The following is a 25,505-nucleotide window of genomic DNA, read 5'->3' as shown; positions in this document are numbered from 1 at the left end:
CCGGACGGGCCGGAGTGTTCACGTCGGAAACCCGGCGCGGTTCACCTGCGGACCGTCAGGCTGGCGGGCATGAACGCATCCAGTGGACGTCCCCCCGTCAGCAGGCGCGGTCTCCTGGCCGGCGCCACCGGCCTCGGACTCGGCGGCGCCGTGTCCCTCTCCGGCGTGGCCGCGACCCCGGCCGCGGCCTCCCCACTGCTGTGGGAACGGCCGGACCGCTCCGGTGCGCCGCGCGTCGCTGGCCTGCACCTCCAGTTCGGCGCGGACGCCTCGCGCGAGGTCGTGGTGTCCTGGCACACCACCACGTCCGTCGCCAACCCCCGCGTCATGTACGGCACTTCGCACGGTGAATTCGGGCGCAGCGAGGACGCGTCGACCACCGCCTACCGCGACGCCCAGTCCGGCACCGAGGTCCAGGTCCACCACGCCCGGCTGAGCGGCCTGCGCCCCGACACGGACTACGTGTACGCGGCCGTCCACGACGGCACCACCCCGGAGCTCGGCACCGTCCGCACCGCACCGCGCGGGCGGGCCGCCTTCACCTTCACCAGCTTCGGCGACCAGGGCACCCCCACCCTCGGCAGGCGGACCGCGAACGGCTGGGCCAACGACAACCTCGGCAGCCTCGCCGCCGGCGACACCACCGCCGGGGTCGAGCGCGTCGCCCCGCTGTTCCACCTGGTCAACGGCGACCTCTGCTACGCCAACCTGGCCACCGACCGCGTCCGCACGTGGTCCGACTGGTTCGAGAACAACTCCCGCTCCGCGCGCCACCGCCCCTGGATGCCGGCGGCCGGCAACCACGAGAACGAGAAGGGCAACGGCCCGATCGGCTACGGCGCCTACCAGGCCTACTTCGACCTGCCGTCCTCCGGCGCAGACGACGAACTGCGCGGCCTCTGGTACGCGTTCACGGCGGGCGCGGTGCGCGTCATCAGCCTCAACAACGACGACGTCGCCTACCAGGACGCCGGCAACTCCTACGTCCACGGCTACTCCGGCGGAGCCCAGCAGCGCTGGCTGGAAAGGGAGTTGGCCGCTGCCGACGCCGACCCGGAGATCGACTGGATCGTCGTCTGCATGCACCAGGTGGTGATCTCCACCGCCGACAAGTTCAACGGCGCCGACCTCGGCATCCGCGAGTCCTGGGTACCGCTGTTCGACCGGTACGGCGTCGACCTCGTCGTGTGCGGCCACGAGCACCACTACGAGCGCTCGCACCCGATCCGCGGCCAGCAGCCCACCGACACCCGCACGCCGATCCCGGTGTCGACCGACACCGGGACGATCGACACCACCCGGGGCACCGTCCACATGGTCGTCGGCGGCGGCGGCACCTCCGCCCCCTCGAACCACCTGTTCTTCAGCCCGGCCAAGGCCCGCGTCATCACCGGCGTCGGCGCGGTCGACCCCGCCACCGGCAAGCGCCCGCCGGTGTACGTGATCGAGGACGCGCCGTGGTCCGCCTTCCGCGACGCCGACAACCCCTACGGCTTCGCGGCGTTCGAGGTCGACCCGGGCGAGCGCGGCGGCGACACCAGCATCGACGTCACCTACTACTCCGTCAGCGGCCCGTACGGCGACCTCGTCCCCGTCGACCGCTTCACGCTCACCCGCCCGCGTGGCTCCCGCGGCGGCGGGCGAGAGCTCTGACGGAGCCGGGGCGGGGGCCAGGCCGACCGACTGGCGGCGAACAGATGACAGATGACAACTTTCATCATCTGTCATCTGTTCGCCACCAGCTGTCCGTCGTCGCCCGTCGCCGCCTTCCACCAGCAACAGACGCCCCGCTACCGCCCCGGCAGCGTGCACACGACGCGCCAGCCACCCGGGCCGTGCGGCCCGGCCGTGAGCGTCCCGCCGTGGGCGGCGACCCGCGCCGTGAGGCCGACCAGTCCGGTGCCGCCCGCGCCGGGGCGGCGGCGCAGAAGCCTGCGACCCCGCCGCGCAGGAGGGCCACCGTCATTCGTCACGGAGACCTCGACCTCCGCCCCCATCGCGGCACTCACCCGAACCACCACCGCACCCGCCTCCGGCGCGTGCCGACGGACGTTCGTCAGCGCCTCCAGCACGACGGCATACACGGTGGCCCCGGCCTCGGCCGCCAGCAGGGCACCCGGGTCCGGCGGCAGGTGAACGGTGGCGCGTGTGCCCCCCGCCGCCTCGAAGCGCGCGACCAGTTCAGGCAGGTCGGCCGGCCCGTACCGGCGCGTTTCCCGGACGGCCTCGTCGGACTGCGGGTCGCGCAGCGCGCCGACCATCTCGTCCATCGAGTCGAGGGCCCGCAGGCCCGCCTCCTCCAGGCGCCGCAGCAGGGCCGCCGTCTCCTCCCCGTCCTGCGGCCCGAGTTGGCCCGCCTGCGCCTCCAACACGATCCCGGTGATCTCGTGGGCGACGAAGTCGTGGAGCCCGCGGGCGACTTCGAGCCGCTGCTCGCGGCGGGCCCGGCCGACGGCGCGCTCACGCCGGGCGTCCAGCACGCGCAGGTAGAGGGCGGCCCCGGCCACGCCGAGGGCGGGCAGCAGCGCCAGCAGAAGCGCGATCAGCGACCCAGCCCAACTTCCGTGCGGCATCCGCAGGGTGAAGCGCAGCGGCAGGAGCGCAGCCGCGCACCCGACCACCGCACCGACCATGCCGACCAGCCGCCCCGGCACCCGTCGCACGACCCGGAACAGCACCGCGAGCAGCGCGATCCACTCGAACGGCAGCCAGAACGCGGGCAGTCGGTACGGCCCGGAGTACCCGACGTCGAGCAGCAGTGACAGGCCGGCCGCGGCCCCCGCACCGGCCGCGAGCGCGATCCGCCCGGCAGGCCACGGAAGCAGCGCGGTCACCGTCACCACCGCCGCCATCAGGGCGACGAGCAGCGCCGCCCCGTGCTCACCCGGGTGCGCCGGCACGGCGGGCAGCAGCAGGGCCGCCCCGGCCAGCAGAGCCGGCACACGACGGAACCGGCCGACGCCGGCTGGGAGATCGGTACGCACACACGCGAGCCTACGGGCAGCTCCCCCGGGGGATACCCGGGGATACGGCCTCCTCCTACCGAAGGAGGCAACTCCACTCCACAGCGGGAGGTTTGGCGGGCCCGCCACGAGCAGAGTGGTTCCCGACGCACCTGCCGCCGCACCCCACCCGCAGGAGGACGGAGCATGAACCGCCGCCTCGCCACCGCCGCAGCCGCCTTCTGCCTCCTGGCCGCGACGATCACCGCCGCCGTGCCCGCCAGCGCCACCGCCGATGCGCCCTCCGACGACCGCTCCGACGACCGCTCCGACGGATTCGGGCCGGTCAGCGTCCGCGGCGCCGCCGGGACCGTCCTGACCACCGCGTTCACCGGCTTCGAGGGCGACGCCGGGCGGATCGAGGTGGACGCCCGCGCCGACGTCAACACCGACCCTCGCACCACCCGCGGGCACTTCCACGTCACCCGCGTCCACACCGACGGCCGGCTGGTCGCCGACTTCTCGGGCGACATCACCTGTCTGGGCGTCCGCGGCCGCGAGGCGATCACGACCGGTGTGGTGACCAGCGGTGAGGCGCCCTGGTTCCCGGGCCGAACGCCGGTGGGCGCGAAGGTGGCGCTCACCGCACAGGGGAACGGGCGGCACTCGGGCCGGGTCGGCTGGGCGTGGGGCATGTTCGGCGCGCCGGTGTCCGACCGCCGGGGCACGGTAGCGTTCCTCCCCACCACCAGCGGCGGCTTCACCGTGCGGGGCTGAGCCCGCCGGGCCGCCCGACCGAGCTCGGAGGCCCGCCCGATGACCGCCCGCACCACCCCGTCCGGCGACCGGCACGGCGAACGTGCCGCACACCCCGTACGCGCCGAGCACGCCGCACGCGCCGAACACCCCGAACCCTCCGACCAGGGCGCGGGGTTCACCGACCACGCAGGGGATGGCCGGTGAACCCCGTGCCCGCCGCCGACCTCCGCCGGCTCGCCGCCGTCGGCCCGTACTTCGCCCTCGGCACGGCCAGCTCCGCCGACGACACCCCGCCGCCGGGCTACCGGCCGCTTCGCGAGCTGTACGACGGCGGGCCGGACGGGCCGCTGGCGGCGCGGGTGCACGTCGTGGCGCAGCGGCTCGGCACCGCCGAGCTCCGCGTCGCCGCGTCGATCCTGCACCTGGGCCTGGCCGCGCGGTTCTGGTCGGTGGGCGTGGGCGCGGCCGTCCTGCTCGGGGCGGTGCCGTCACTGGAGGAGGCATGGATGCGGATCCCCGACCAGGGCCCGATAGACCTGTGGACGCCGCAACGGACACCGCAGGGCCCGCCGGTCACCGGGCCCCTCGTCGAGCAGCTTCACAAGGCCGTCCTCACAGGCCAGTTGGATCCCCTCGCCGCTGCCGTCCGCGCCGTCGTCCCGCTCTCCGCCCGATTGCTGCTCGGCAATTCCGCGTCCGCCCTCGCCGGCACCCTGCGCGTCCTGGACGGTCACGCCCCGGACGCCGCCCGCACGTTGGTCGCCGAGCTGCTGGACCAGCCGCCCCTCACCGGAACGGGCACGCTCCGCACGGGCCCGCACGGCACGGCGTTCGGGCGCCGAAGCTGCTGCCTGTACTACCGCGTGGGCCCGGGCGCCGGCGTGTGCGGGGACTGCTGCTTCACCCGCCCGCCGTCCGCCAGGAAGCCCTGAGGCCCGGAAGCCCGGAAGCCCGAACCCCCAAGCCCCCCAAGCCCCCGAAGCCCCCGAGAAGCCCCGGAAGCCCCTCGGAGCCCTGAGACGGTCGCGCCCGTTCCGGCCGGAGCGCAGCGACCCGCGTCCGGCTTGTCCAGGGCCGGGCGCGGGCCGTCGATCCCCCGCCCGGTGCCGATGCCCTGGCGCCGGGGGAGTCCTCATCCGTCGGCGGTCAGACCGCGACCGCCTCCTCCATCTCCTCCTCGGCCTCGACGTCCGCTGCCTCGCCCCGCGCGGCCTCCAGGGGACGGCGCCCGCGCCGCTCGTACACCGCCGCGGCCGCCATGACCACCCCGCCGAGCAGGAGCCAGACCGCGAGGGTCAGCACGTGCCCGCCGAGGCCGGCCCCGCCGTCGAAGTAGAGGATGCTGCGCGCCCCCTCCAGGAAGCCGGCTCCGGTCCAGAAGCCGTGCAGGGTGCCGAAGAAGCCGTTCTGCAGCTCGGGGCGGTAGATGCCGCCGGAAGTCGTGAAGTTGAGCATCACGAACAGGACCATCATCGTGAGCGTGGTCCACTTCTTCAGGAAGGTGTGCAGACCGGTCCCGATGAAGACCACGCCCGCCGAGTAGAGCCAGCCGAGCGCCCACACCGCCGTCGCGTCGTGGTCGACGACGTGGAACACCGGGCCTGCGGTGACGATCCCGATCACGCTCACGACGAGCGAGACCGCGAGGCCGACGAGCGCCCGGATCCGCATGCCCAGCGCCGCGCCAGCCGCGCCGATCACGGCGACGCTCGCGTACGAGCCGATGCTCAGCGCGACCAGGAGGAAGAACAGTCCCTGGCCGGTCGGGTCGCCCTTGGCGGGCGTCGTGAGGTCGGTGACGCGCAGCGGCAGGCCTTGCCGGTCGGTGACGCCGGTGAAGACCGCCGTGGCGGCGACGACCGAGGTGTCCGAGTTGCCCTTGGCGACGATCAGTTCGGGGCTGCGGGCGTCCGGCACGAACGCGCCGACCAGGTCGCGGTCCCTGAGCTGCTGCTCGGCGGTGGCGCGGTCGGGCAGCGCGCGGACGTCGAGGGCGTCTCCGGCCTTCGCGCGGATCGCCTGCGCGAGGCCCTGCGTCTGCGGGGTGGTGCCGACGACGGCGACCTTGAGGTGGTGCGGCTCGGGCTGGTGGAAGGCACCCTGATAGGCGAGCGCCATACCGAGGCACATCAGCAGCGGGGTGATCAGGTGGACGGCGAGGTGCTTGAGCGAGTGCCCCAGGGCGGGCGCTGCGGCGGGGTTCCGGGATGTGCTGCTCATGGCGTTCGTACCGTCCTCCGATGACGCGGTGACACTGTGGCGCCGCGACAACGTGGCGCCGTGGCGCTGTGCCACTTGGGGCATGGATGGCAAATACACCCAATGAAGGTGGTAAATGCAACCATCTGTGGATGTAGCCTACAACCATCTGACACCGATCGGAAGCGCCCCCTCCTCGCCCGCGCCTCCTCGCCCGGCCTCACACCAGCTCGAACACCCCGTACCCGAACCCGTCCGCCCGCAGTTCCCCGTCCACGACCCGCACGCCCTGGACGTCCAGCGCCCTGACGGCCTCCCCCAGCGGCACCGCCCCCGGCTCCCGCCGAGGATTGACGGCCACCAGGTACCGCTCCGACCGCGTGTACACCAGCGGGTACCCGCCGCTCCGCACGTCCACCCCGCCCGACGCGCCCAGCCCCGGGTGCGCCCGCCGCAGCGCTATCAGCCGCCGGACGGTGTGCAGCAGCGACGTCGGGTCGGCGCGCTGGGTGAGCACGTCGGGCCGGTGCGGGTCCGGGTCGACGGGCAGGTAGAGCCGCTCGGGCGCGGCGGCGGAGAAGCCGGCCGTCGGGCCGGGCGCCCACTGCATCGGGGTGCGCGAGCCGGCCCGGTTGTAGCGCGGGCCGAGCACGCTGCCCTCGGTGTCGGGCAGGCCCGGCACGTACCGCATGCCGATCTCGTCGCCGTAGTAGACGGCGGGCAGGGTCGGCCAGGTGAGCAGGAACGCGAAGGCGGCGGGCAGTTCCTCGGCGGTGCGCGGACCGGCCGCGAGGCGGGAGAAGTCGTGGTTGGCGGTGGGCAGCACGATGTGGCCGCTGTCCTCGGTGAGTTCGGCGGCCGAGCGCCACGCGTCGAGGAAGACCTGCGGCGTGCCGCGGCCGTCGGCCTCGAAGTAGCACGCGTCCTGGTGCCAGAACTCCTCGACCGTGCCGCCGTTGTTGTTCCAGAGGGAACGCAGCGGGAGGCCGCGGTCGGCACCGCCGAAGTGGAGGAAGAAGTCGGCGTGGAAACCGGCCGAGAGGGCGGCGGCCGGGTCGCCCCACTCGGCGAACAGGGCGGCCTGCGGGTGGGTGCGGTCGAGCCAGTCGCGCACGCCGGTCCAGAGCTTCCCGGTCTCGGTCCGGTCCGGGTCGTCCTTGACGAGCGAGTACGCCATGTCGACGCGGAAACCGGCCACGCCGAGGCCGAGCCAGTGGGACATGATGTCGCGCAGCGCCGCGCGGTTGGCGCGGGGCCCGTCCGCGTCCACCGGCTGGCGCCAGGGTTCGTCGGAACTCGGGCGCGCGTAGCCGAAGTTGAGGGCTGGCTGGCAGTCGAAGAAGTTCGGCCGGTAGAAGCCCGGACGGCTGCCGGGCGAGGCGACGAAGCCGTCCGCCTGCCGGTCGGACCAGATGTAGCGGTGGTCGGCCGGGTCGTCGGCGGCGGCCAGGAACCAGGGGTGGCGGTCGGAGGTGTGGCCGGCGACCAGGTCGAACAGGATCCGGATGCCCTTGCGGCGCGCGGCCTCGACCAGCGCGACCAGTCCGTCGGTGCTGCCGTAGCGCGGGGCGGGGGTGAAGTAGTCGGTGATGTCGTAGCCGGCGTCGCGGAACGGCGAGGCGAAGCAGGGGTTGAGCCAGACCGTGTCGACGCCGAGCCAGGAGAGGTGGTCGAGGTGCTCGGCGATGCCGCCGAAGTCACCGATGCCGTCGCCGTCGGAGTCGGCGAAGCTCTGGGGGTAGATCTGGTAGAGGACGGCGTCGGCCAGCCAGTCGGGGCCGGGGCGGGTCGAGGTCATGGGCTGGGTCCTCCTGCCGGGTCCGGTGCCGGATCCACCGATTCTCGCGCAATCCCGCCCGCCCCGACAGTGCGCCGCACCAGCGCGCCGCCGTCGCGGCGGGACCTCCGGCGGCGACGCCGACGCGCGCCCCGCCCTACCGTCCGCACGCCTGCGTGAACGCCCGGGCCCGGCGTGTGATCTCCGCCCAGTCCCCCGCCGCGACGGCGTCCGGCGGCACCACGTCCGTGCCCGCGCAGACCGCGAACGCGCCGTGGGCGAGGAACGCGGCGGCGTTGCCCGCGTTCACCCCGCCCGAGGCGACCAGCGGGACGTCCGGGTAGGGGCCGTGCAGGTCCTTGAAGTAGCCGGGCCCGAACGCCTTCGCCGGGAAGATCTTGACGGCCGCCGCGCCCAGGTCGACCGCGCGGGCCACCTCGGTCGGGGTGAGCGCGCCGAGCACCACCGGCACCCCGGCGGCGTGCGCGGCGGCGGCCACCTCGGGCCGGCAGCCGGGGGTGACGAGGAAGGACGCCCCGGCCGCGACCCCGCGCTCGGCCTGCTCGGAGGTCAGGACGGTCCCCACTCCGACCCGCCACCCGGCCTTCGAGGCAGTGGCCAGACATTCCGTCACATCTGGTGTCGTATAGGTGAATTCGGTCCAGGTGATGCCACCATCGGCCAGCGCGGCGCACAGTGCGGCGGCGTCCGGGATCCGCGGCGCGCGGACCACGGCGAGGACCCGGTCGCCCTGGAGGGCGGCAAGGGCCGCCAGACCGGCAGGGGATGGCACGGAGGACGTCACAGGGCTCGGGTTCCTCGATCGGTACGGCGCAGGGCGCGCCCGGGCCTGGCGCCCGTGGTGCGGCCCTGCCGGACGACGGCGGTGCCGTTGACGTAGACGTGCTCGATGCCCTCGGCCCGCAGCCGGGGCCGCTCGAAGGTGGCGGCGTCGCGGACCCGCCCGGGGTCGAAGAGCACCAGGTCCGCGTGGTACCCGGGCGCGATCCGGCCGCGCCGGTGCAGTCCGAGCCGGGCGGCGGGCCGCCCGGTCATCCGGGCCACCGCCTCCTCCAGCGTGAGCACGCCCAACTCCCGGCTGTAGTGGCCGAGGTAGCGCGGGAACGTACCCCAGGCACGCGGGTGCGGACGGGCGCCGACGAGCAGCCCGTCGCTGCCCGCGGTGTGCGCGGGGTGGCTCATGATCGCCCGGACGTTCTCCTCGTGGCCGACGTGCTGGAGGATCGTCGTGGCCAGTTCGTCCCGCCGCAGCAGGTCGAGGAAGACGTCCGCGCCGCCGCTCCCCCGTTCGGCGGCGAGCTCGGCGACCGTCCGCCCGACCGCACCCGCCAGTTCGACCGAGCGGACGCCCGAGACCTGGATCGTCGTCCAGTCCGCGACCACCCCGTGGCAGCCGTCGCTGCCCGCCTCCTGCACCGCGTGCCGGATCCGCTCGCACGCCGCCGGGTCGGCAAGCCGGGCGAGGGTCGCGGCCGGGCCGCCCTCGGTGGCCCAACTCGGCAGCAGGGCGGCCAGGGTGGTTGATCCCGGCAGGTACGGATAGCTGTCCAGGGTGAGGTCCACGCCGTCGGCGAGCGCCGCGTCCAGGAGGTCCAGCAGTTCCCCGGCCCGGCCCGCGTTGACGCCGAAGTTCATCGTCGCGTGGGTCAGGTGCAGCCCGCAGCCGCTCCGCCGGGAGATCTCCACCATCTCCGCGTACCCCTCCAACGCACCGGCGCCGTAGGAGCGTTGGTGCGGCGCGTGGAAACCGCCGTAGGCCGCGACCACCGTGCACAGGTCGGTCAGCTCGGCGGTGTCCGCGTACATCCCGGGCGTGTAGCTCAGCCCGCTGGACATGCCGACCGCCCCGGCCAGCAGCCCGCGCGCCAACTCCTGGCGCATCCGGTCGAGTTCGAGCGGGGTCGGCCTGCGATCGGCCCAGCCCATGGCGAGCATGCGCAGCGATCCGTGCGGGACGAGATAGCAGGCGTTGACGGCGACCCGGGTGCGGTCGAGGCGGTCCAGGTAGCCGCCGATGTCCCGCCAGTCCCACTCGAGGTCCGCCGGATCGCCGTTCCAGCCCGCGAGTTGGCGGCGCAGTGCGGGCAGGGTGGTGTCGTCCACCGGGGCGTACGACAGTCCGTCCTGGCCGAGGACCTCGCAGGTGACGCCCTGGGTGACCTTGGCCGGGTGCTCGGGTTCGAGCAGCAGGGCGAGGTCGGAGTGGGCGTGCATGTCGATGAACCCGGGGGCGAGGACGAGCCCGTCGGCGTCCACGGCGCGCCCGCCGTCCGGCCCGGCCCCGATCCCGCCGTCCGGCCCGGCCCCGACCCCGGTGATCAGCCCGCCGGCGATCCGGACGTCGGCCCGGTAGCGCTCCGCGCCGGTGCCGTCGACGACGGTCGCGCCCCGGAAGACGACCGCCCCGCCCGGATCGCCGCCCTCGCCCCGGCTCATCAGAAGAACGTCCTGACCAGCCCGGTGACCTTGGGCTCGGCCGCGTCCGCGGAGTCCAGCACGGGGATGGCGGTCCACTTGTCGAACGCGGTGCACGGGTGCGAGACCCCGAGGCGCAGCACCGCACCGACGGGTGCGAGGTCGCCGGCGTCCCGCAGGAACGCGTGCTGGTCGTTGAGCGCGGTGATCCGGGCCGCCGTGCCGGTCAACCCGGCGCCTCCGCGTACGAGTTGCGGCTCCGGCATGCCCTCGTCGAAGGGCAGGTCGCGCTTTCCGGCGTCCAGGAGGGCGAGTTGCGGCTCGGGCCGGGAGACCACGCGTGCCCAGCCGTGCAGGGCACCCCGGAAGGGCGCGTCCCCGGCGCCCCGGACGAGCGGCGAGATGCCGCGGTAGAAGCCGTCGTCGTGCGCGAGGTAGGCACCCGAGCGCAGCACGGTGAGCGCGTCCGGCAGCGCGGCCAACTCCTCGACCACCAGGTCGAAGTAGGCGCTGCCGCCGGCCGAGACGATCGGCGGCGCGTCGTCGGGGTAGGCACGGGCGAGCCGTCCGTGCAGTTCGGCGAGCGCCTTCAGGTAGCCGCGGACGGTGGCGAGCTTCTCGGCCGTCGCGTCGTGGGCGAGCGCTCCCTCGTACCCGCCGACGCCCGCCAGCCGAAGTGTCGGGGCGCGCAGGACGGCGGCGGCGACCTCGACGGCCGCGTCGACGCCGCGGGCGCCGGTCCGTCCGCCGGGGCCGCCGAGTTCGACGAGCACCTCGACGGGCCGCGCGGCCCCGGCGGCGCGCAGCGCCTCGTCCATCAGCAGGACGCTCTCGACGCCGTCCACCCAGGAGACGAAGCCGAACTCGGGGTCGGCGTCGAGTTCGGCGGCGAGCCAGCGCAGCCCGGCCGGGTCGAGCAGGGTGTTGGCGAGCAGGATCCGCTGGACGCCGAAGGCGCGGGCGACGCGGACCTGGGGCAGGTTGGCGAGGGTGATGCCGTGGCTGCCGGTGTCCAGCTGCGCCTTCCAGAGGGCGGGCGCCATCGTGGTCTTGCCGTGCGGGGCGAGGGCGACGCCGGCCTCGGCGCACCAGTCGGCCATGGTGCGCAGGTTGTGGTCGAGCGCGGCGGCGTCGAGGGTGAGCAGCGGGGTGCCGAGCCCGCTCAGGGTGGGCCCGGCGGCCAGCCAGTCCCGGACGGTGCGACCGTGCCCGTCGGCCGGGACGGCCTTGAACCGCCAGTCCAGCACCTCGTCGGCGAGCGCCGCGACGGCGGCGGCGTCGATGCCGGGACCGCTGCCGGCACAGGCGAATGCGCCGCGTGCGAAGGTCTGCCCCACTGTCTTCCTCCATCAGCCAGGTTGCAACATGCGCAACGAGGGTTGCACATGCTGGCATCACGGTTCTAGCATCGGCGCCGGACCACGGTCAACGGAACCGGCCTCGGCCGTCGGAGCCGGTCCGATGCCGCCGCCCCGGGCACAGCCGCAGACGAGGAGCCCAGCAGATGTCGCCACAGGACACCCCGGGCCCGGCACGCCCCGGCCCGCCGGCCGCCGTCTGCGTGGGCGAGTCGATGGCCGTCCTGCTGCCGGACCGCCCGGGCCCGCTGGAGGCGGTGGACACCTTCCGGCTGTCGGTCGGCGGCGCGGAGTCCAACGTCGCCGGGGCCCTCGCCGCGCTCGGCGTGCCCACCGCGTGGATCAGCCGGGTCGGCGACGACGGCTTCGGCCGCCGCCTGCTCGCCGAGGTGGCCGCCCGCGGGGTCGACGTCTCGGCCGTCGCGGTGGACCCGCACCGGCCGACGGGCCTCTACCTCAAAGAGGTCGGCGGATCCACCGGCCACCACCACGACCTCGGCCCCGGCCGCAGCCGTCTGCACTACCACCGCCGCGGCTCGGCCGCCGCCGCGCTCTCCCCCGCCCTGCTGGACGATCCGACGGCCGCCCGCCTGCTGGCCGGCGCCCGGCTGCTGCACCTGTCCGGCATCACCGCCGCGCTCTCCGACGACTGCCTCGCCCTCCTGCACGCCCTGCTCGCCGGCCCGCGCCCGAGCCACCCGGACGGTCCGGACAGCCCGAAGAGCCCCCACCGCCTGGTGAGCTTCGACCTCAACTGGCGCCCCGCGCTCTGGCGCGACCGCGACCCGGCCGTCCTGCCACCCCTGCTGGACGCCGCCGACGTCCTGCTGCTCGGCGCCGACGAGGCAGCGGCCGCGTTCGGCACCGGCGACCCGGCCGACCTGCGCCGCCGCTTCCCGTCACCCGCCACCGTCGTCGTCAAGGACGCCGCCCGGTCCGTCACCGCGCTCGACCGGGACGGCTCCGCCGTCACCGAACCCGCCCTCGCCGTCGAGGTCGTCGAGGCCACGGGCGCGGGCGACGCCTTCGCGGCCGGCTACCTCGCCGGCGCGCTCCGCGGCCTGGACCAGCGCCGCCGGCTGCGTCTCGGCCACCTGAGCGCGGCCTGCGCGCTCACCGCCCACGGCGACCAGGCCGAACTGCCGCCCGAGGCCGTCGTCGCCGCCCTGCTCGACGCCGCCCCCGCCGCCTGGGCCGCCACGCGCGTCACGGCTACCGCCATCACCAGCCCCGCGCTCGGCTCCCGGGCGAGCCGGACGACCCCGAGCGGAGCCCGATGAGCCAGACCGTCAGCCGCGCCCTGCGCATCCTCGCCGAGCTCGGCGAGGGCGAGCGCTCCCTCGACCAGCTGGCCGAGGTGCTCGGCGTGCACAAGACGACCGTGCTGCGCCTGCTCCAGAGCCTCGAAGAGGAACGGTTCGTCTACCGCGACGCCGGCTACCGCTACCACCTGGGCGCCGGCCTGTTCGCCCTGTCCGGCCTCGCCCTGGAGCAGCGCGGCATCCGCCGCATCGCCGCCCCGCACCTGGCCGAGCTGAACGCCGTCACCGGCCAGACCGTGCACCTGGCCGCGTACGAGGGCGGCGAGGTCGTCTACATCGACAAGTTCGACTCCCGCCACCCGGTCAGGATGTACTCCCGGATCGGCCTGCGCGCCGCGCTGCACAGCGCCGCCGTCTCCAAGGTGCTGCTCGCCGACCTGCCGCTGCCCGAGCGGCGCCGGGTCGTGGCGGGCATCGACTTCACCCCGCACACGGCCAACACCCTCACCTCCCCCGAGGCGCTGCTCGCCGAGCTGGAGCGGGTGGCCGCACAGGGCTGGGCGCAGGACCACGCGGAGCACGAAGCCTTCATCAACTGCGTGGCCGCGCCGATCCGGGACGCGAGCGGCCGGGTCGTCGCCGCCGCGTCGATCTCGGTGCCGGACGTCCTCCTCCCGTACGAGCAAGTGCTGGAACTGCTACCGAAGTTGCTCGCCACCACCCGCACGATCTCGGCCGACTGCGGTCGGCCGGAACATACCTGACACCCAGTCAAAGGATGAGCATGAGCGACAAGACCGAGGTCCGCACCGACGGCGCCCCCGCCCCGGCCTGGCTGTTCTCCCAGGGCGTGCGCAAGGGCCCGATCCTCCAGGTCTCCGGCCAGGGCCCGCAGGACCCGGCCACCGGCGAGTACCTGCACCACGGGGACGTGAAGGCGCAGACCCGGCGGACGCTGGAGAACGTCAAGGCGATCGTGGAGGCCGGCGGGGCGAGCATCGAGGACGTCGTGATGTTCCGCGTCTACCTCACCAAGCGCGCCGACTTCGCGCCGATGAACGAGGTCTACGGGGAGTTCATCGAGGAGAACATCAAGCCGGGCGGCGTGAAGCCCTGCCGCACCACGATCTTCGTCGAGCTGCCGCAGGAGCCGATGCTGGTCGAGATCGACGCCCAGGCCGTCGTCTCCTGACACCCCACGGTCGTGGTCACCAACGGCCAGGGCCCGGACGCCTCACGCCGTCCGGGCCCGCCGCTTGCCACCGGCGCCCGCCTCCCTTAGGTTAGGCTCACCTAACCAACAGGAGGTCCGCATGGCCACCGCGCGCCAGCACCCCGCCGACGAGGTCGCCGAGCCCACCACCGCCGAGCGGGTGCACAGCCTGCTCACCGCAACCGCGTCGCTCACCGTCCGCGCCCTCGGCGAGCACCACGACCTCGCCACCCCGGTCGCCCTCCACGGCTCCCGCCTCCGTCTGCGCGCCCCCATCGATGCCCCGCTGACCCTCGCCGCCGTCGACGCCCCCGACGGCCTCGCCGTCGTCCTCGACGTCACCGACGTCTCCCCCGTCGCCGTCCGCGACCGGGTCCGCGGCCGCCTCTCGCTCGCCGGCCGGCTGCGCCCGGCCCACCTCGCCGACGACGGCCTCGGCGTCCACCTGCTCGTCGACGCCGCCCACGCCGTCCTGTCCACCCCCTACGGCACCGGCGCCGTCACCGCCGCCGAACTCGCCCTCGTCACCCCTGACCCGCTCGCCCGCACCGAGGCCGGCCTGCTGACCCACCTCGCCGACGACCACGCCGACGCGCTCGCCGTCCTCACCCGGCTGCTCGACCCCGCGCTCCTCACCGGTCACCCCGCCGTGCGCCCGCTCGCCCTCGACCGCTACGGCCTGGTGCTGCGCCTGGACCACCCGCACGGCCACCGCGACGTCCGCCTGGTCTTCCCCGAACCGGCCACCGACACCGAGGACTTCGGCCACCGCATGCACGACCTGCTGGCCGCCGCCCAGCACGCGCTGCCCGTCCACCGCAGCTGAGAACAGCCCGGCCCGAAAGCACACCTGCCGGATCGCCGATCACGTTCCGCCGCATCCTCCGACACCCGTCCGCCGCACCGACCGCCACACCCGACCGGCGCGATCGCAGTACGCCGAAGGCCGGCCCACCGAACACCCCGTCAACGAACGACCGTTCCGACCGATCCACCGGGCCTTCTCTTGATCTTCACGTCAGCTGGTTCTCATCGCCGTCTCACGGTCGCGGTGGATCGTGGCCCGACGATGGACGAACACCCGGGGGGAATCGGAGCCATGACGGCAGAGGGCAAGGTAAGACCGGGCACGGAAAGAGCGGGCACGGCCCGCTGGTTCGGCCGGATGACGCTCCGCGGCCGGCTCGCGCTGTTCACCGCGGCCGCGGTCTCGCTGTCGGTCGTGGCCTGCGTGGTGGCCGGCTGGTTCGTCGCGCGCGACGAGATGGTCAACCAGGTCGACCAGACGCTGTCCCGCGCGTGGATGCCGGGCAACCGGCCGCCGAGCAGCGCGCAGATCAAGGCACTGAACGACTGGTGCAACGGCGCGGTCGGGCAGCCCTGGATGCCCAAGGGGGACACCGTCCCCACGGTGCTCGTCGCCGACGGCACCTCCTGCCCGCGGAAGGACCCCCGCGCCGTGGTCGTCATCCCGGACGACCTGCCCGTCGCGGCGAGCGGGAGCACCGGCCCGCACGCCACCTCGCTGTTCCGCGACGGCCGCACCGTGGACGGCACCCCGGTGCGGGTCTACGTGGTCAGCTTCGGTCCGGTGATGTTCGACAACGCCGCCTCCACCGCCGCCGTGGCACTCGCCCAGCCGCTCGAACCGGTGCAGGACGCGCTCACCGAGCTCGCCCTGATCACCGCCGGCGCCGCTGCCGTCGTCATCGCGCTCGCCGCCGCGGGCGCCCTGTGGATCGCCCGCACCGCCCTTCGCCCGATCGACCGCCTCACCCGCGCGGCCCAGCACATCGCCCGCACCCAGGAGCCGGGCGTGGTGACGATCGAGGTCACCGGCCACGACGAGATCGCCCGGTTCGGCGAGGCCTTCAACGCGATGAGCACCGCCCTCGCCGGCTCGTTGGACAGCCAGGCCCGGCTGATCGCCGACGCCGGCCACGAACTGCGCACCCCGCTGGCCTCCATGCGCACCAACGTCGACCTGCTCATCCGCAGCCAGGAGTCCGGCCGGCCGCTGCCCGAGGCGACGCTCACCCGGATCCTCGGCAACATGAAGGCGCAGATGGCGGAACTCTCCACCCTCATCGGCGACCTGCTCGAACTGTCCCGACCCGCCGACGCCCGCGGCGCGAAGCCGCTGCCCGTCGTCGCCCTGCACGACATCGCCACCCGGGCCGTCGAACGGGCCGAACTGCGCGGCCCCGGCCTGGTGCTCGGCGCCGACCTGACGCCCTGGTATGTCCGCGCCGATCCGCACGCGCTGGAGCGCGCCGTGATCAACCTGCTGGACAACGCGGTGAAGTTCAGCCCGCCCGGCGGACGGATCGACGTCTCGCTGGCGGCCGGCGAACTCGCCGTCCGCGACGAGGGCCCCGGCATCGCCGCCGAGGACCTCCCGCACGTCTTCGACCGCTTCTGGCGCTCCCCGTCCGCCCGCCAACTGCCGGGATCCGGCCTGGGGCTGGCGATCGTCGCCCGCACGGTCCGCGCGGCCGGCGGCGAGGTCACGCTCGCACCGGCCGGCCCGGACGGCGGCACCGTCGCGACCGTCCGGCTGCCGGGCGCGGCCACGCCGCCGCCGGAGACTCCCCCGCCGCCCGGCGCCGACCGGAGCTGAGCCGGGCAACAACAACGGAAGGCCGGACGAACAGCGACCGGCCCGGCCCACGAGGAGTCCTCGTGGGCCGGGCCGGTCTGGGCGTGTCCCGCGCCCATGTCCGCCGATGCGGCGATCACCCGGTCGAGCGGTCACCCGACATGACCATCCCGGTCGATCGTTTCGCCCCGCACCTACGGTGGTCCGTCATCCCCGGAGGGGGGAACTCAGAGCGCGACGCCGTGCGCCCGGAGGTAGGCGACCGGGTCGATGTCCGAGCCGTACTCCGGCCCGGTGCGGATCTCGAAGTGCAGGTGCGGGCCGGTCACGTTGCCGGTCGCACCGGACAGTCCGAGCTGCTGGCCGACGGTCACGGACTGGCCGACCGTCACGCCGATCGAGGACAGGTGCGCGTACTGCGCGTACTTGCCGTCGGCGAGCCGGATCTCGACCTCGTTGCCGTAGGCGCCGCCGTTGTCGGCCTTCACCACGACGCCGTTGGCGACGGCGCGCACCGGGGTGCCGGTGGAGGCGACGAAGTCCTGGCCGGTGTGGTGGCCGGAGGCCCACATCGTGCCGGCGACGCCGTAGGCCTCGCCGAGCACCGGGTTGGCGAGCGGGGCGACGTAGCCGGAGGCGGCGGCGACCGGAGCCGCGGCCGGGGCCTGGGCGGGCTGGGCCACGGCGGCCTGGACCTGCACCTGGGCACCCGGGGTGGTGGCCTCGGTCCGGACCTGCAGCTGCTGCCGAGGAGCCGGCGCGGCCTGCGGCTTGGCGGCCGGGGCGGCGGGCTTCTGAACGGGAGCGGCCGGGGCGGCCTGGGCCGCGATCGCGAGCGACTGACCCGGGAAGATCAGGTTCGGGTTGGCGCCGACCACGGAACGGTTGTGCGCGTACAGCGCCTGCCAGCCGCCCTCGACGTGCTTGGCGTCGGCGATCTTCGAAAGGGTGTCACCGCTGACGACCCGGTAGGAGGCGTCGCCCTGGGCGGCGGCCGGAGCGGCCGGAGCGGCCGGAGCCGAGGCGGCGGCGACCGGAGCGACCGGAGCGGCGGGGGCGGTGTGGGCCTGGGCGCTCATCGCGGTGACGAGCGGGAGGGCGAAGGAGACACCGGTGACGGCGGTCGCGATGCCGATGCGGGCGGCGCGGGGCAGGGTGATACGACGAGCCTGAGCAGGCATGGAAGTTTCCTCTCCGACGCCTGCGAGGTGAGCTGTCGGGTTCGGGCTGGAGTTGCCCGGCCGCATGCGCGGCTTCACCCCGAGCCGGTCCTGGACTTCCGCGCCAACAGCGCGAATTCCGGTCCGGCGACTTACCTGTGGGTCCCCCGCTCCTGCCGTACAGAGTTCAGTTCGAGCCACCGGGCAGCGGCAGGACTCGGCGTTCCACCCGGTGGATCCGTCCGGGCTGGCCGGTCGGTCGCTGAACTAAAACTCATCCGTCCGGGTGAAGCAATGTCGATCTCTTGAACCCGCAACAACCCCACCCGTCACGATGACGCTCCGAATGATCCGGAATACGGTGCGTGCACAATCCATTCACCGCCCGCAGCGGATCGACGACCCTCCGCCGACGAACCGACCTCTCCGCAGCCGATCGATCACCCATCGTCACCCCCGGACGCACCGCCGGTGACCCTTGTCACGTGCACCCCACCGGGCAGAGGATCGGGCCGTGACCACAACCAACGCCGGCACCCTGCGCCTGGGCACCGCGCAGGGACGCTGGGTCCTCCTGGCAACGGTGCTCGGCTCCAGCATGGCGCTGCTCGACGGCACCGTGGTGAACGTCGCCCTGCCCCGCATCGGCACCAACCTCGGCGCCTCCCTCGCGTCCCTGCAGTGGACGCTGAACGCCTATCTGCTGACGCTCGCCGGGCTCATCCTGCTCGGCGGCGCGCTCGGCGACCGCTACGGCCGGCGCCGGGTCTTCCTGCTCGGCGTGGTCTGGTTCGCCGTCGCCTCCGCGGCCTGCGCCGCCGCGCCGAACATCCAGGTGCTGATCGCCGCACGCGCCGTCCAGGGCATCGGCGGGGCGCTGCTGACGCCCGGTTCGCTCGCCATGCTCCAGGCCGTCTTCCACCCGGACGACCGCTCGGCCGCGGTCGGCCTGTGGTCCGGCCTCGGCGGGGTGTCGGCGGCCGTCGGCCCGTTCGTCGGCGGCTGGCTGGTGGACGGCCCCGGCTGGCGCTGGATCTTCCTGCTCAACCTGCCGCTCGCCGCCGCCGTCATCGCGGTCGCCACCCGCTACGTCCCCGAGAGCCGGGACGAGAGCGCCACCGGCCGCTTCGACGTGCTCGGCTCGGCGCTCGCCGCCCTCGCGCTCGGCACCTTCACGTACGCGCTGACGGCGGCCGGCGAGGGCCTCTCCCCCGCCGTCTGGCTCACCGGCGTGCTCGGGCTCGTCCTCGGCGCGGCCTTCATCGCCGTCGAACGCCGCGCCCCCGAACCGATGCTGCCGCTCGGCCTGTTCTCCTCACGGCTGTTCACCGCCGTGAACCTCGTCACCCTCTGCGTGTACGCGGCGTTCAGCGGCGTCTTCTTCCTGCTGGTCGTCCAGCTGCAGATCGTCGCCGGCTTCTCGCCGCTGGTGTCCGGCCTGGCCCTGGTCCCGATCACCGTGCTGATGCTCGCGCTGTCCTCGCGCGCCGCGCGGCTCGGCAAGCGGATCGGCCCGCGGATCCCGCTCACCGTCGGCCCGCTGCTGTGCGCCGCCGGGGTGCTGCTGATGCTGCGCGTCGGGGCCGGCTCCTCCTACTGGACGGACGTCCTGCCCGCCGTCACGGTGATGGGCTGCGGCATGACTCTGCTGGTCGCACCGCTGACGGCGACCGTCCTCGCGGCCGTCGAGGTGCGGCACGCGGGGATCGCGAGCGGGGTCAACAACGCCGCCGCCCGCGCGGCCGGCCTGCTCGCGGTCGCGGCCCTCCCGGCCCTGGCCGGCCTGAGCGGAGACGCCTACCGGGTGCCGGCCGCGGTCGACGACGCCTTCCACACCGCGATGCTGATCTGTGCCGGGCTCCTGACGGCCGGCGCGATCACCGCCTTCGCGACCATCCGCGGCAACGTGCTGGCCTCCGAGGACCACCCGGTCGCGGAGCCGGACACCGAGTGGTGCTGCGGCACGACCCCGCCCCTCGACCCCGGCCACGTCCACACGCACGAGGGCCCTGCCACCGGTCCGGCGGCAGGGCCCTCGAAAGCCTGAGGAGACTGACTCTCCGTCAGAGAATGTCGGCCGGGGCGTACTTGGCCGCCTCCGGGTAGGCCGCGGCGACAGCCTCGACCTGGCGGACGACCTCGGCCACCTGCGCACCGGCCGCGCCGGTGAACGACAGCCGGTCGGCCAGCAGGGCGTCCAGCGCGGCCCGGTCCAGCGGGATCCGCTCGTCGGCGGCCAGCCGGTCCAGCAGCTCGTTCTCGCGGGCGCCGGCGCGCATCGCGAGCGCGGAGGCGACGGCGTGCTCCTTGATGACCTCGTGCCCGGTCTCCCGGCCGACGCCCGCGCGCACCGCGCCCATCAGCACCTTGGTGGTGGCGAGGAACGGCAGGTAGCGGTCCAGCTCGGCCTCGACGACGGCCGGGAAGGCGCCGAACTCGTCGAGGACGGTCAGGAAGGTCTCCAGCAGGCCGTCGAAGGCGAAGAACGCGTCCGGCAGCGCGACCCGGCGCACCACCGAGCAGGAGACGTCGCCCTCGTTCCACTGGTCGCCGGCCAGCTCGCCGGTCATCGACGCGTAGCCGCGCAGGATGACGGCCAGGCCGTTGACGCGCTCGCACGAGCGGGTGTTCATCTTGTGCGGCATCGCGGAGGAGCCGACCTGGCCCTCCTTGAAGCCCTCGGTGACGAGCTCGTGGCCGGCCATCAGGCGGATGGTCTTGGCCAGGCTGGACGGCGCGGCGGCGAGCTGGACGAGGGCGGTGAGCACCTCGAAGTCCAGCGAGCGCGGGTAGACCTGGCCGACGCTGGTCAGCACGTTCTCGAAGCCGAGGTGCCCGGCGACCCGGCGCTCCAGCTCGGCCAGCTTCTCGGTGTCCCCGCCCAGCAGGTCCAGCATGTCCTGAGCCGTGCCGACCGGGCCCTTGATCCCGCGCAGCGGGTAGCGGGCGATCAGCTCCTCCAGGCGGCGGAAGGCCACCAGGAGCTCGTCGGCGATCGACGCGAAGCGCTTGCCCAGGGTGGTCGCCTGCGCGGCGACGTTGTGCGAGCGGCCGGCCATGACCAGCTCGGAGTGCTGCGCGGCCAGACTCGCCAGGCGCACCAGCACGGCCACCGTGCGGTCGCGCACGTGCTCCAGCGACTGGCGGACCTGCAGCTGCTCGACGTTCTCGGTCAGGTCCCGCGAGGTCATGCCCTTGTGGATCTGCTCGTGCCCGGCGAGCTCGCTGAACTCCTCGATGCGGGCCTTCACGTCGTGGCGGGTGATCCTCTCACGGGCGGCGATCGAGCCGAGGTCGACCTGGTCGATCACCCGCTCGTAGTCGGCGACGGCGTTCGCCGGCACCTCGACGCCGAGGTCCTGCTGGGCCTTCAGGACGGCGAGCCACAGGTGGCGCTCGAGGACCACCTTGTGCTCGGGGGACCAGAGCTGGGCCAGGGTCGCCGAGGCGTACCGGGAGGCCAGGACATTGGGGATCTGGGGCTTCGCGCTCACGCTTCGCAAGCCTAACAGCCGAGGTCACGCCGAACGTCGGCGCCCGCCCGCCGGCGCGGGCGCGCGCCACCGGCGGTGCTACTGCGCGCCGCCCGTCCGGCCGGACAGCACCGGCAGCACCTGCGAGCAGATCGAGTGCAGCGCGACGCGCTGCTCGTCCGTCATCGCCTCGAAGGCCTGGTGGGTGCGCGCCATCTCGCCGCGGATGCGGGTCAGGATGTCCCGGCCTTGCCCGGTGATCACGACGATCTTCACCCGCCGGTCGCCCGCCGCCGCCTCCCGATGGGCGAGCCCGAGCGACTCCAGCCGGTCGACGATCCCGGTGACGTTCGAGGCGTCGCAGCCCAGCCGCCCGGCCAGCGCGCGCATCGGCACCGGCTCCTGCACCGCGCCGAGCGCCTTGGCCTGCGAGGAGGAGAGGCCGTGCCGGGCCGCGGCCGCCGCGAAGTCCTGGAAGTAGGCGGCACCGACGGCGGCCAGCACCTCCATCAGCTCGGCGTTGGTCGGTACGGTCGTCGTCGCTGTCGAACCCATGGGACCAGCGTACGGCCGAGTGCTTCAGCAACTCAAGCTTTGACCACGGCAACCGTCGCTGAATCAACCGCTCGGCGCATCGGCCGCCCTTGCACCGATCCCGCCAGACGCCCTCAGAGCACCAGTTGGTCGAACAGCCGCCGCAGCTCCGCCTCCGGGTCCGCGGTCAGCCCGGTGTGCACCGGACCCGGCTGGACGACCGCGCTGCGCGGCGCCGTCAGCCAGCGGAACCGCTGCCCCGGACTGTCCGACGCCGCCGGACCGGCCTGCGAACCGCCCGCGCACACCGCCTCGATCCCGTACAGCGCCCGCCGCACCCCGTGCACGTCGGCGACCGGGTCCAGCGCCAGCAGCCGGGCCTGGTCCAGGTGGGTGCGCGCGGCCAGGTGCGCGTTCTGCCGGCAGTACAGCAGCACGCCGACGTTGACGCACTCGCCGCGCTCGACCCGCGGCACCGCGCGGATCACGGCGTACTCGTAGTCGTGCAGTTCGACGGTCATGCGGGCACCTCCGGCAGCCAGTCGCGCGGACCGGCCAGTCGAGCGGTCAACTGGGCGCGGTACGCGGCACGCACCGCGTCCGGCGAGTCGAAGCCCGGCTCGTCCGCCAGCCAGACGTCCGGGATCCGTGCCACGGCCTGCTCGACCGCCGCCTCGGCGAGCGGCGCGAGGTCCTTGTCCGCGGCGGCGAGGTCCGGCCCGGAGCGCAGCAGCGCGTGGTCGGAGGCGTCGTACGGACGGCGGATCCACGCGGCGGCACCCGCCCAGTTGTGGTGGAAGATCAGGCTCGCGCCGTGGTCGATCAGCCGCAGCCCGCCGGTGGCGACCAACAGATTCGGATTCCGCCACGACCGGTCGACGTTGCCGATGAGCGCGTCGAACCAGAGCACCCGCCCGGCCAGGCCCGCGTCGACCTCGAAGCACAGCGGGTCGAAGTTGAGCGCCCCGCTGACGAACGCCATGCCGAGGTTGGTCCCGCCGCTGGCCCGCATCTGCTCCTGGACCTGCGGGTCCGGCTCGCTGCGCGCGAGCACCGGATCCAGGTCGACGGTCACCAGCTCCGGCACCGGCAGCCCCAGCCGCCGCCCGAGCTCGCCGGCCAGCACCTCCGCGACCAGCGCCTTGCGCCCCTGCGCGGCACCGACCCACTTCAGCGCGTACAGCCGCCGGTCGTCGGCCTCGACCAGGCCCGGCATCGAACCGCCTTCTCGCAGTGGCGTCACATACCGGACCGCCGTCACCTCAGGAAGCACACCCCCACCCTATCGGTGCCCCACCGAACCATCACCCACCCGACCCACGCCCCGCACCGACGCACCCACCCAATCCACCCCCTCCCCCTCATTCGATCTTGATCGGTGGCGGGGGTCCGGATGGCAGTTGCCTCGTTTGCGTACGCCGACCCGGCGCTGTCCGCGTTCGAGCTGGACTTCGTCGAGGGCGGCGAGCGCTGCCGGCCGGCGCTCGGGCAGGTCTGGAACCGGCGGTTCGAGTCGGTCGATCCGGTGCGTGAGTTCCGATGGGCCAAGGGCGGACAGGGCTTCGCGGGCTCGTATTTCTCCGCCACCGTGGGCGACCACGCGGGTTACGAATCGTGGCTGGAGCGGGACCGGCCGATCCTGCTGGACCGCGAGCCCGTGGTCGTGATCCGGGTACGCGACCACCGCGTCGAAGGCCGGCCCTGGATCGAAGCGACCTGGAAGCACCTGCACCGGGCCCCGGTCCCCTTCGGCGAACTCGCCTGGGACCGCGCCCGCCACCCCGGCCGCGGCGAGCGTATCCCGGTCGTCTACATCACCGTCCCGCCCGCCGCGACGCCCCGCATGCTCGCCGCCGAGTTCGCCCGCTTCCTCGGCCTGCCGATCACGCGGAGCGCGAACATCACCGAGGCCGTCGTCGGCGTCTGCACCGACACCCGCACCGGCCTGGTCCTGGTCGACGAACTGCACAACATCTCCCTGTACTTCTCCGAGCGCGTCCCCGCCACGTTCGTCCACGCCGGCATCGACATCGAGCGCAGCAACCTGCTGCCCGGCACCCGCGGCGCGCAGAGCGGGACTTTGACGCGGTGTCATCCCCGGCATCGCCGAAGTCCGCGACGACGTCGGCCGCGAAGGGCCGTTGCCCGGGGAACGGGACTCGGCCGAGCCGTGAAGACCGGCCCCCTCGGCGCGTGCACACCGTCGCGGTCATATTGCCGACCGCCTCGGGCCGCCAACCAGGACGCCATCGAGGACGACGTGCGGCAGGGCAGTCCGGCGCTCGGGTGCGTGTGCCGGCCGTAGGCTCTCCAACCAAGACGTTTTCGCCCCGCTGTGGCGGGACGGAGTCGTTGTCCCACGGTCGACACCCCGCGGCCGGAGCCCGAGGACCGGTCCCTGTCATGGTTCCGGTTGCGGGCCCGGTTGCGGCAATTGATAGTGGACACGGTGGCCGCATGGCGCTCGCCGGAGTGTGGGCCAAGCCACCAGCCGGCCCCGTGCCGTTGGTTGTTCCGGTCTGGCGACAATGGACAGGGCCCCTGACAAGGAGCCACGTCGCCCCGCCACCGAGCCGGCGAAGACGGCCGGCGGATCCCCTCCGATCGCGGCAGTGTCCGTTGCTGCCTTGCGCCGGCAACCCTTCGTGGTCAACACCGGCAGTACAGGCTGCCCGTGAGACCGTCTCCCCCCTCCCGGAATCCGAGAGGAGCACTCTTATGATCAAGAACACTCTGGCACGTCTCCTGACGGCATCGGCTCTTGTGGCCGGGGGCGCGATGCTGCTCCCCGACCCTGCGGTTGCACAGACGGGCTTCCACGTCGTCAACATGGCGACAGGCAAGTGCGCGACCGTCGCCGGAGGGGTCTCCGCCGACAACAACGTCCCCCTCGTCCAGTACAACTGCGACAACGACTCCTCGCGGCACTGGTATCTCAGCAACTGGAGCAACAACACCTTCCAGCTCGTCAACGTGAAGACGGGCAAGTGCGCGACCGTCGCCGGAGGGGTCTCCGCCGACAACAACGTCCCCCTCGTCCAGTACAACTGCGACAACGACTCCTCGCGCCGCTGGCGCCTCAGCAACGGGAACGGCAGCTCCTACCAGTTCGTCAACGTGAAGACGGGCAAGTGCGCGACCGTCGCCGGAGGGGTCTCCGCCGACAACAACGTCACCCTCGTCCAGTACAAGTGCGACAACGACCTCTCGCGCCGCTGGCAGCTGGCGTAAGGAGCCGTAAGACAGGGCCTCTGGTGGAGCTCGGGTCTTCGTCGAGACCTGGAACTGCCAGTAGGCCCTGTTTCCGCTGTCCCACGCCCTTGCACCGGTTGATCACGCGTCACCCTCGGACAGACACGGCTTCCGACCCGAATCCGCAGAGGTCTACGCGAGGGCCGGAAGCTCCTGGACCTTCGGCACCGACCCGATCTACCTCGGCTGACAGCCGCGCCCCGCACCGCACCCTCCGACCGCCAGGCGATCGACGATGACGTCGGCATGCATCTCCATGACCAGCACAGCCTGCTGGAGCATCTCGGGCCAGCAGTCTGCCGCCTTGGCCGGCGAGCAGAGCGTCAGCCCCACCTGCTCCAGCGACGCCGAACCTCGTGATCACGGCTAACCGTTTTGATGCGATCAAGATCGTTTAACACAGGACACCTCCCCTCCCCTCCCCTCCCAGCCACCTCAACCACCCCCCTCCCCCGAACCCACCCCAGCGAGAGGGTGCGCTGCGGGAGGGGGTGGCGGAGGGGGTGGCCGCGGAGAGGGGCGTGACGGGTGATTTTCAGAC

The 25,505-nt window shown here is 73.7% G+C and carries 23 protein-coding genes and 1 riboswitch; of the genes, 12 read left to right on the top strand and 11 right to left on the bottom strand.

Going from position 1 to position 25,505, the window contains the following annotated elements; all coding sequences use genetic code 11:
- Positions 1 to 69: 69 nt before the first annotated feature.
- The gene (locus tag AB0C76_RS03470; RefSeq protein ID WP_359958997.1) at positions 70 to 1,653 is read left to right on the top strand and encodes a metallophosphoesterase family protein; all 1,584 of its coding nucleotides are present in this window, start codon (positions 70 to 72) and stop codon (positions 1,651 to 1,653) included.
- A 137-nt stretch (positions 1,654 to 1,790) separates the two neighbouring features.
- Here the strand turns inward: AB0C76_RS03470 and AB0C76_RS03465 are convergent, their stop codons facing one another.
- Positions 1,791 to 2,984, bottom strand: coding sequence for an ATP-binding protein (locus AB0C76_RS03465; RefSeq protein WP_359958994.1), 1,194 nt, complete (start codon positions 2,982 to 2,984; stop codon positions 1,791 to 1,793).
- A gap of 165 nt (positions 2,985 to 3,149) precedes the next feature.
- Here AB0C76_RS03465 and AB0C76_RS03460 point away from each other — a divergent pair, with 165 nt between their 5' ends.
- The 3 genes from AB0C76_RS03460 to AB0C76_RS03450 are packed head-to-tail and all read left to right on the top strand — an operon-like array spanning position 3,150 to position 4,633.
- Positions 3,150 to 3,719 (top strand): hypothetical protein, encoded by a 570-nt coding sequence (locus AB0C76_RS03460; protein ID WP_359958991.1) that lies wholly within the window; start codon positions 3,150 to 3,152, stop codon positions 3,717 to 3,719.
- A 39-nt stretch (positions 3,720 to 3,758) separates the two neighbouring features.
- Entirely contained in the window at positions 3,759 to 3,905 is a 147-nt protein-coding gene (locus AB0C76_RS03455) for a hypothetical protein (RefSeq protein WP_359958988.1), read from the top strand.
- Complete coding sequence (locus AB0C76_RS03450) at positions 3,902 to 4,633, top strand: (2Fe-2S)-binding protein (protein WP_359958986.1); 732 nt, start codon at positions 3,902 to 3,904, stop codon at positions 4,631 to 4,633. The genes AB0C76_RS03455 and AB0C76_RS03450 overlap by 4 nt, the downstream gene beginning before the upstream one ends.
- A gap of 214 nt (positions 4,634 to 4,847) precedes the next feature.
- On the opposite strand, the gene AB0C76_RS03445 is transcribed toward AB0C76_RS03450, so the two are convergent.
- From AB0C76_RS03445 to AB0C76_RS03425, 5 genes are all read right to left on the bottom strand, one after another.
- On the bottom strand, positions 4,848 to 5,921 hold the full coding sequence (locus AB0C76_RS03445; protein WP_359958983.1) for a hypothetical protein: 1,074 nt from the start codon (positions 5,919 to 5,921) through the stop codon (positions 4,848 to 4,850).
- A gap of 199 nt (positions 5,922 to 6,120) precedes the next feature.
- On the bottom strand, positions 6,121 to 7,698 hold the full coding sequence (locus AB0C76_RS03440) for an alpha-amylase family glycosyl hydrolase (protein ID WP_359958980.1): 1,578 nt from the start codon (positions 7,696 to 7,698) through the stop codon (positions 6,121 to 6,123).
- A 136-nt stretch (positions 7,699 to 7,834) separates the two neighbouring features.
- Positions 7,835 to 8,470, bottom strand: a complete 636-nt coding sequence (locus AB0C76_RS03435; protein ID WP_359958977.1) for a bifunctional 4-hydroxy-2-oxoglutarate aldolase/2-dehydro-3-deoxy-phosphogluconate aldolase — start codon at positions 8,468 to 8,470, stop codon at positions 7,835 to 7,837.
- An 8-nt stretch (positions 8,471 to 8,478) separates the two neighbouring features.
- The gene (locus AB0C76_RS03430) at positions 8,479 to 10,134 is read right to left on the bottom strand and encodes a D-aminoacylase (RefSeq protein ID WP_359958974.1); all 1,656 of its coding nucleotides are present in this window, start codon (positions 10,132 to 10,134) and stop codon (positions 8,479 to 8,481) included.
- On the bottom strand, positions 10,134 to 11,450 hold the full coding sequence (locus tag AB0C76_RS03425) for an alanine racemase (protein ID WP_359958971.1): 1,317 nt from the start codon (positions 11,448 to 11,450) through the stop codon (positions 10,134 to 10,136). Before AB0C76_RS03425 ends, AB0C76_RS03430 begins: the two co-directional genes overlap by 1 nt.
- Positions 11,451 to 11,617: 167 nt before the next feature.
- Here AB0C76_RS03425 and AB0C76_RS03420 point away from each other — a divergent pair, with 167 nt between their 5' ends.
- The 5 genes from AB0C76_RS03420 (at position 11,618) to AB0C76_RS03400 (ending at position 16,566) form a co-directional block, all read left to right on the top strand.
- Positions 11,618 to 12,751, top strand: a complete 1,134-nt coding sequence (locus tag AB0C76_RS03420) for a sugar kinase (RefSeq protein ID WP_359958968.1) — start codon at positions 11,618 to 11,620, stop codon at positions 12,749 to 12,751.
- The gene (locus AB0C76_RS03415) at positions 12,748 to 13,497 is read left to right on the top strand and encodes an IclR family transcriptional regulator (protein WP_359958965.1); all 750 of its coding nucleotides are present in this window, start codon (positions 12,748 to 12,750) and stop codon (positions 13,495 to 13,497) included. Before AB0C76_RS03420 ends, AB0C76_RS03415 begins: the two co-directional genes overlap by 4 nt.
- Positions 13,498 to 13,517: 20 nt before the next feature.
- Positions 13,518 to 13,925, top strand: coding sequence for a RidA family protein (locus tag AB0C76_RS03410; protein WP_359958962.1), 408 nt, complete (start codon positions 13,518 to 13,520; stop codon positions 13,923 to 13,925).
- 121 nt (positions 13,926 to 14,046) lie between these two features.
- A complete protein-coding gene (locus AB0C76_RS03405; RefSeq protein ID WP_359958959.1) occupies positions 14,047 to 14,772 on the top strand; it encodes a DUF2470 domain-containing protein in 726 nt (241 codons plus the stop codon).
- A gap of 273 nt (positions 14,773 to 15,045) precedes the next feature.
- On the top strand, positions 15,046 to 16,566 hold the full coding sequence (locus AB0C76_RS03400) for a HAMP domain-containing sensor histidine kinase (RefSeq protein WP_359958956.1): 1,521 nt from the start codon (positions 15,046 to 15,048) through the stop codon (positions 16,564 to 16,566).
- Between the two features lie 206 nt (positions 16,567 to 16,772).
- On the opposite strand, the gene AB0C76_RS03395 is transcribed toward AB0C76_RS03400, so the two are convergent.
- Complete coding sequence (locus tag AB0C76_RS03395) at positions 16,773 to 17,726, bottom strand: LysM peptidoglycan-binding domain-containing M23 family metallopeptidase (protein ID WP_359958953.1); 954 nt, start codon at positions 17,724 to 17,726, stop codon at positions 16,773 to 16,775.
- A 2-nt stretch (positions 17,727 to 17,728) separates the two neighbouring features.
- Positions 17,729 to 17,908, bottom strand: a riboswitch (cyclic di-AMP (ydaO/yuaA leader).
- Between the two features lie 311 nt (positions 17,909 to 18,219).
- On the opposite strand from AB0C76_RS03395, the gene AB0C76_RS03390 reads away from it, so the two are divergent.
- A complete protein-coding gene (locus tag AB0C76_RS03390; protein WP_359958950.1) occupies positions 18,220 to 19,752 on the top strand; it encodes an MFS transporter in 1,533 nt (510 codons plus the stop codon).
- 16 nt (positions 19,753 to 19,768) lie between these two features.
- Here the strand turns inward: AB0C76_RS03390 and purB are convergent, their stop codons facing one another.
- From purB to AB0C76_RS03370, 4 genes are all read right to left on the bottom strand, one after another.
- Complete coding sequence (gene purB, locus AB0C76_RS03385) at positions 19,769 to 21,199, bottom strand: adenylosuccinate lyase (protein ID WP_359958947.1); 1,431 nt, start codon at positions 21,197 to 21,199, stop codon at positions 19,769 to 19,771.
- A 78-nt stretch (positions 21,200 to 21,277) separates the two neighbouring features.
- Positions 21,278 to 21,733, bottom strand: coding sequence for a MarR family transcriptional regulator (locus AB0C76_RS03380; RefSeq protein WP_359958944.1), 456 nt, complete (start codon positions 21,731 to 21,733; stop codon positions 21,278 to 21,280).
- A 113-nt stretch (positions 21,734 to 21,846) separates the two neighbouring features.
- On the bottom strand, positions 21,847 to 22,233 hold the full coding sequence (locus tag AB0C76_RS03375) for a DUF3037 domain-containing protein (protein ID WP_359958941.1): 387 nt from the start codon (positions 22,231 to 22,233) through the stop codon (positions 21,847 to 21,849).
- Positions 22,230 to 22,985 carry a HipA family kinase gene (locus tag AB0C76_RS03370; protein WP_359958938.1) on the bottom strand — a complete coding sequence of 252 codons (756 nt, stop codon included), beginning with the start codon at positions 22,983 to 22,985 and terminating at the stop codon, positions 22,230 to 22,232. Before AB0C76_RS03370 ends, AB0C76_RS03375 begins: the two co-directional genes overlap by 4 nt.
- A 120-nt stretch (positions 22,986 to 23,105) precedes the next feature.
- Here AB0C76_RS03370 and AB0C76_RS03365 point away from each other — a divergent pair, with 120 nt between their 5' ends.
- Together AB0C76_RS03365 and AB0C76_RS03360 are read left to right on the top strand one after the other, a co-directional pair.
- The gene (locus tag AB0C76_RS03365) at positions 23,106 to 24,017 is read left to right on the top strand and encodes a hypothetical protein (protein WP_359958935.1); all 912 of its coding nucleotides are present in this window, start codon (positions 23,106 to 23,108) and stop codon (positions 24,015 to 24,017) included.
- A gap of 413 nt (positions 24,018 to 24,430) precedes the next feature.
- Positions 24,431 to 24,943, top strand: a complete 513-nt coding sequence (locus AB0C76_RS03360; protein ID WP_359958932.1) for an RICIN domain-containing protein — start codon at positions 24,431 to 24,433, stop codon at positions 24,941 to 24,943.
- Positions 24,944 to 25,505 lie beyond the last annotated feature (562 nt).

This window comes from Kitasatospora sp. NPDC048722, from assembly GCF_040650235.1.
GTDB lineage: Bacteria > Actinomycetota > Actinomycetes > Streptomycetales > Streptomycetaceae > Kitasatospora.
This window is presented reverse-complemented; position numbering and strand designations above follow the sequence as displayed.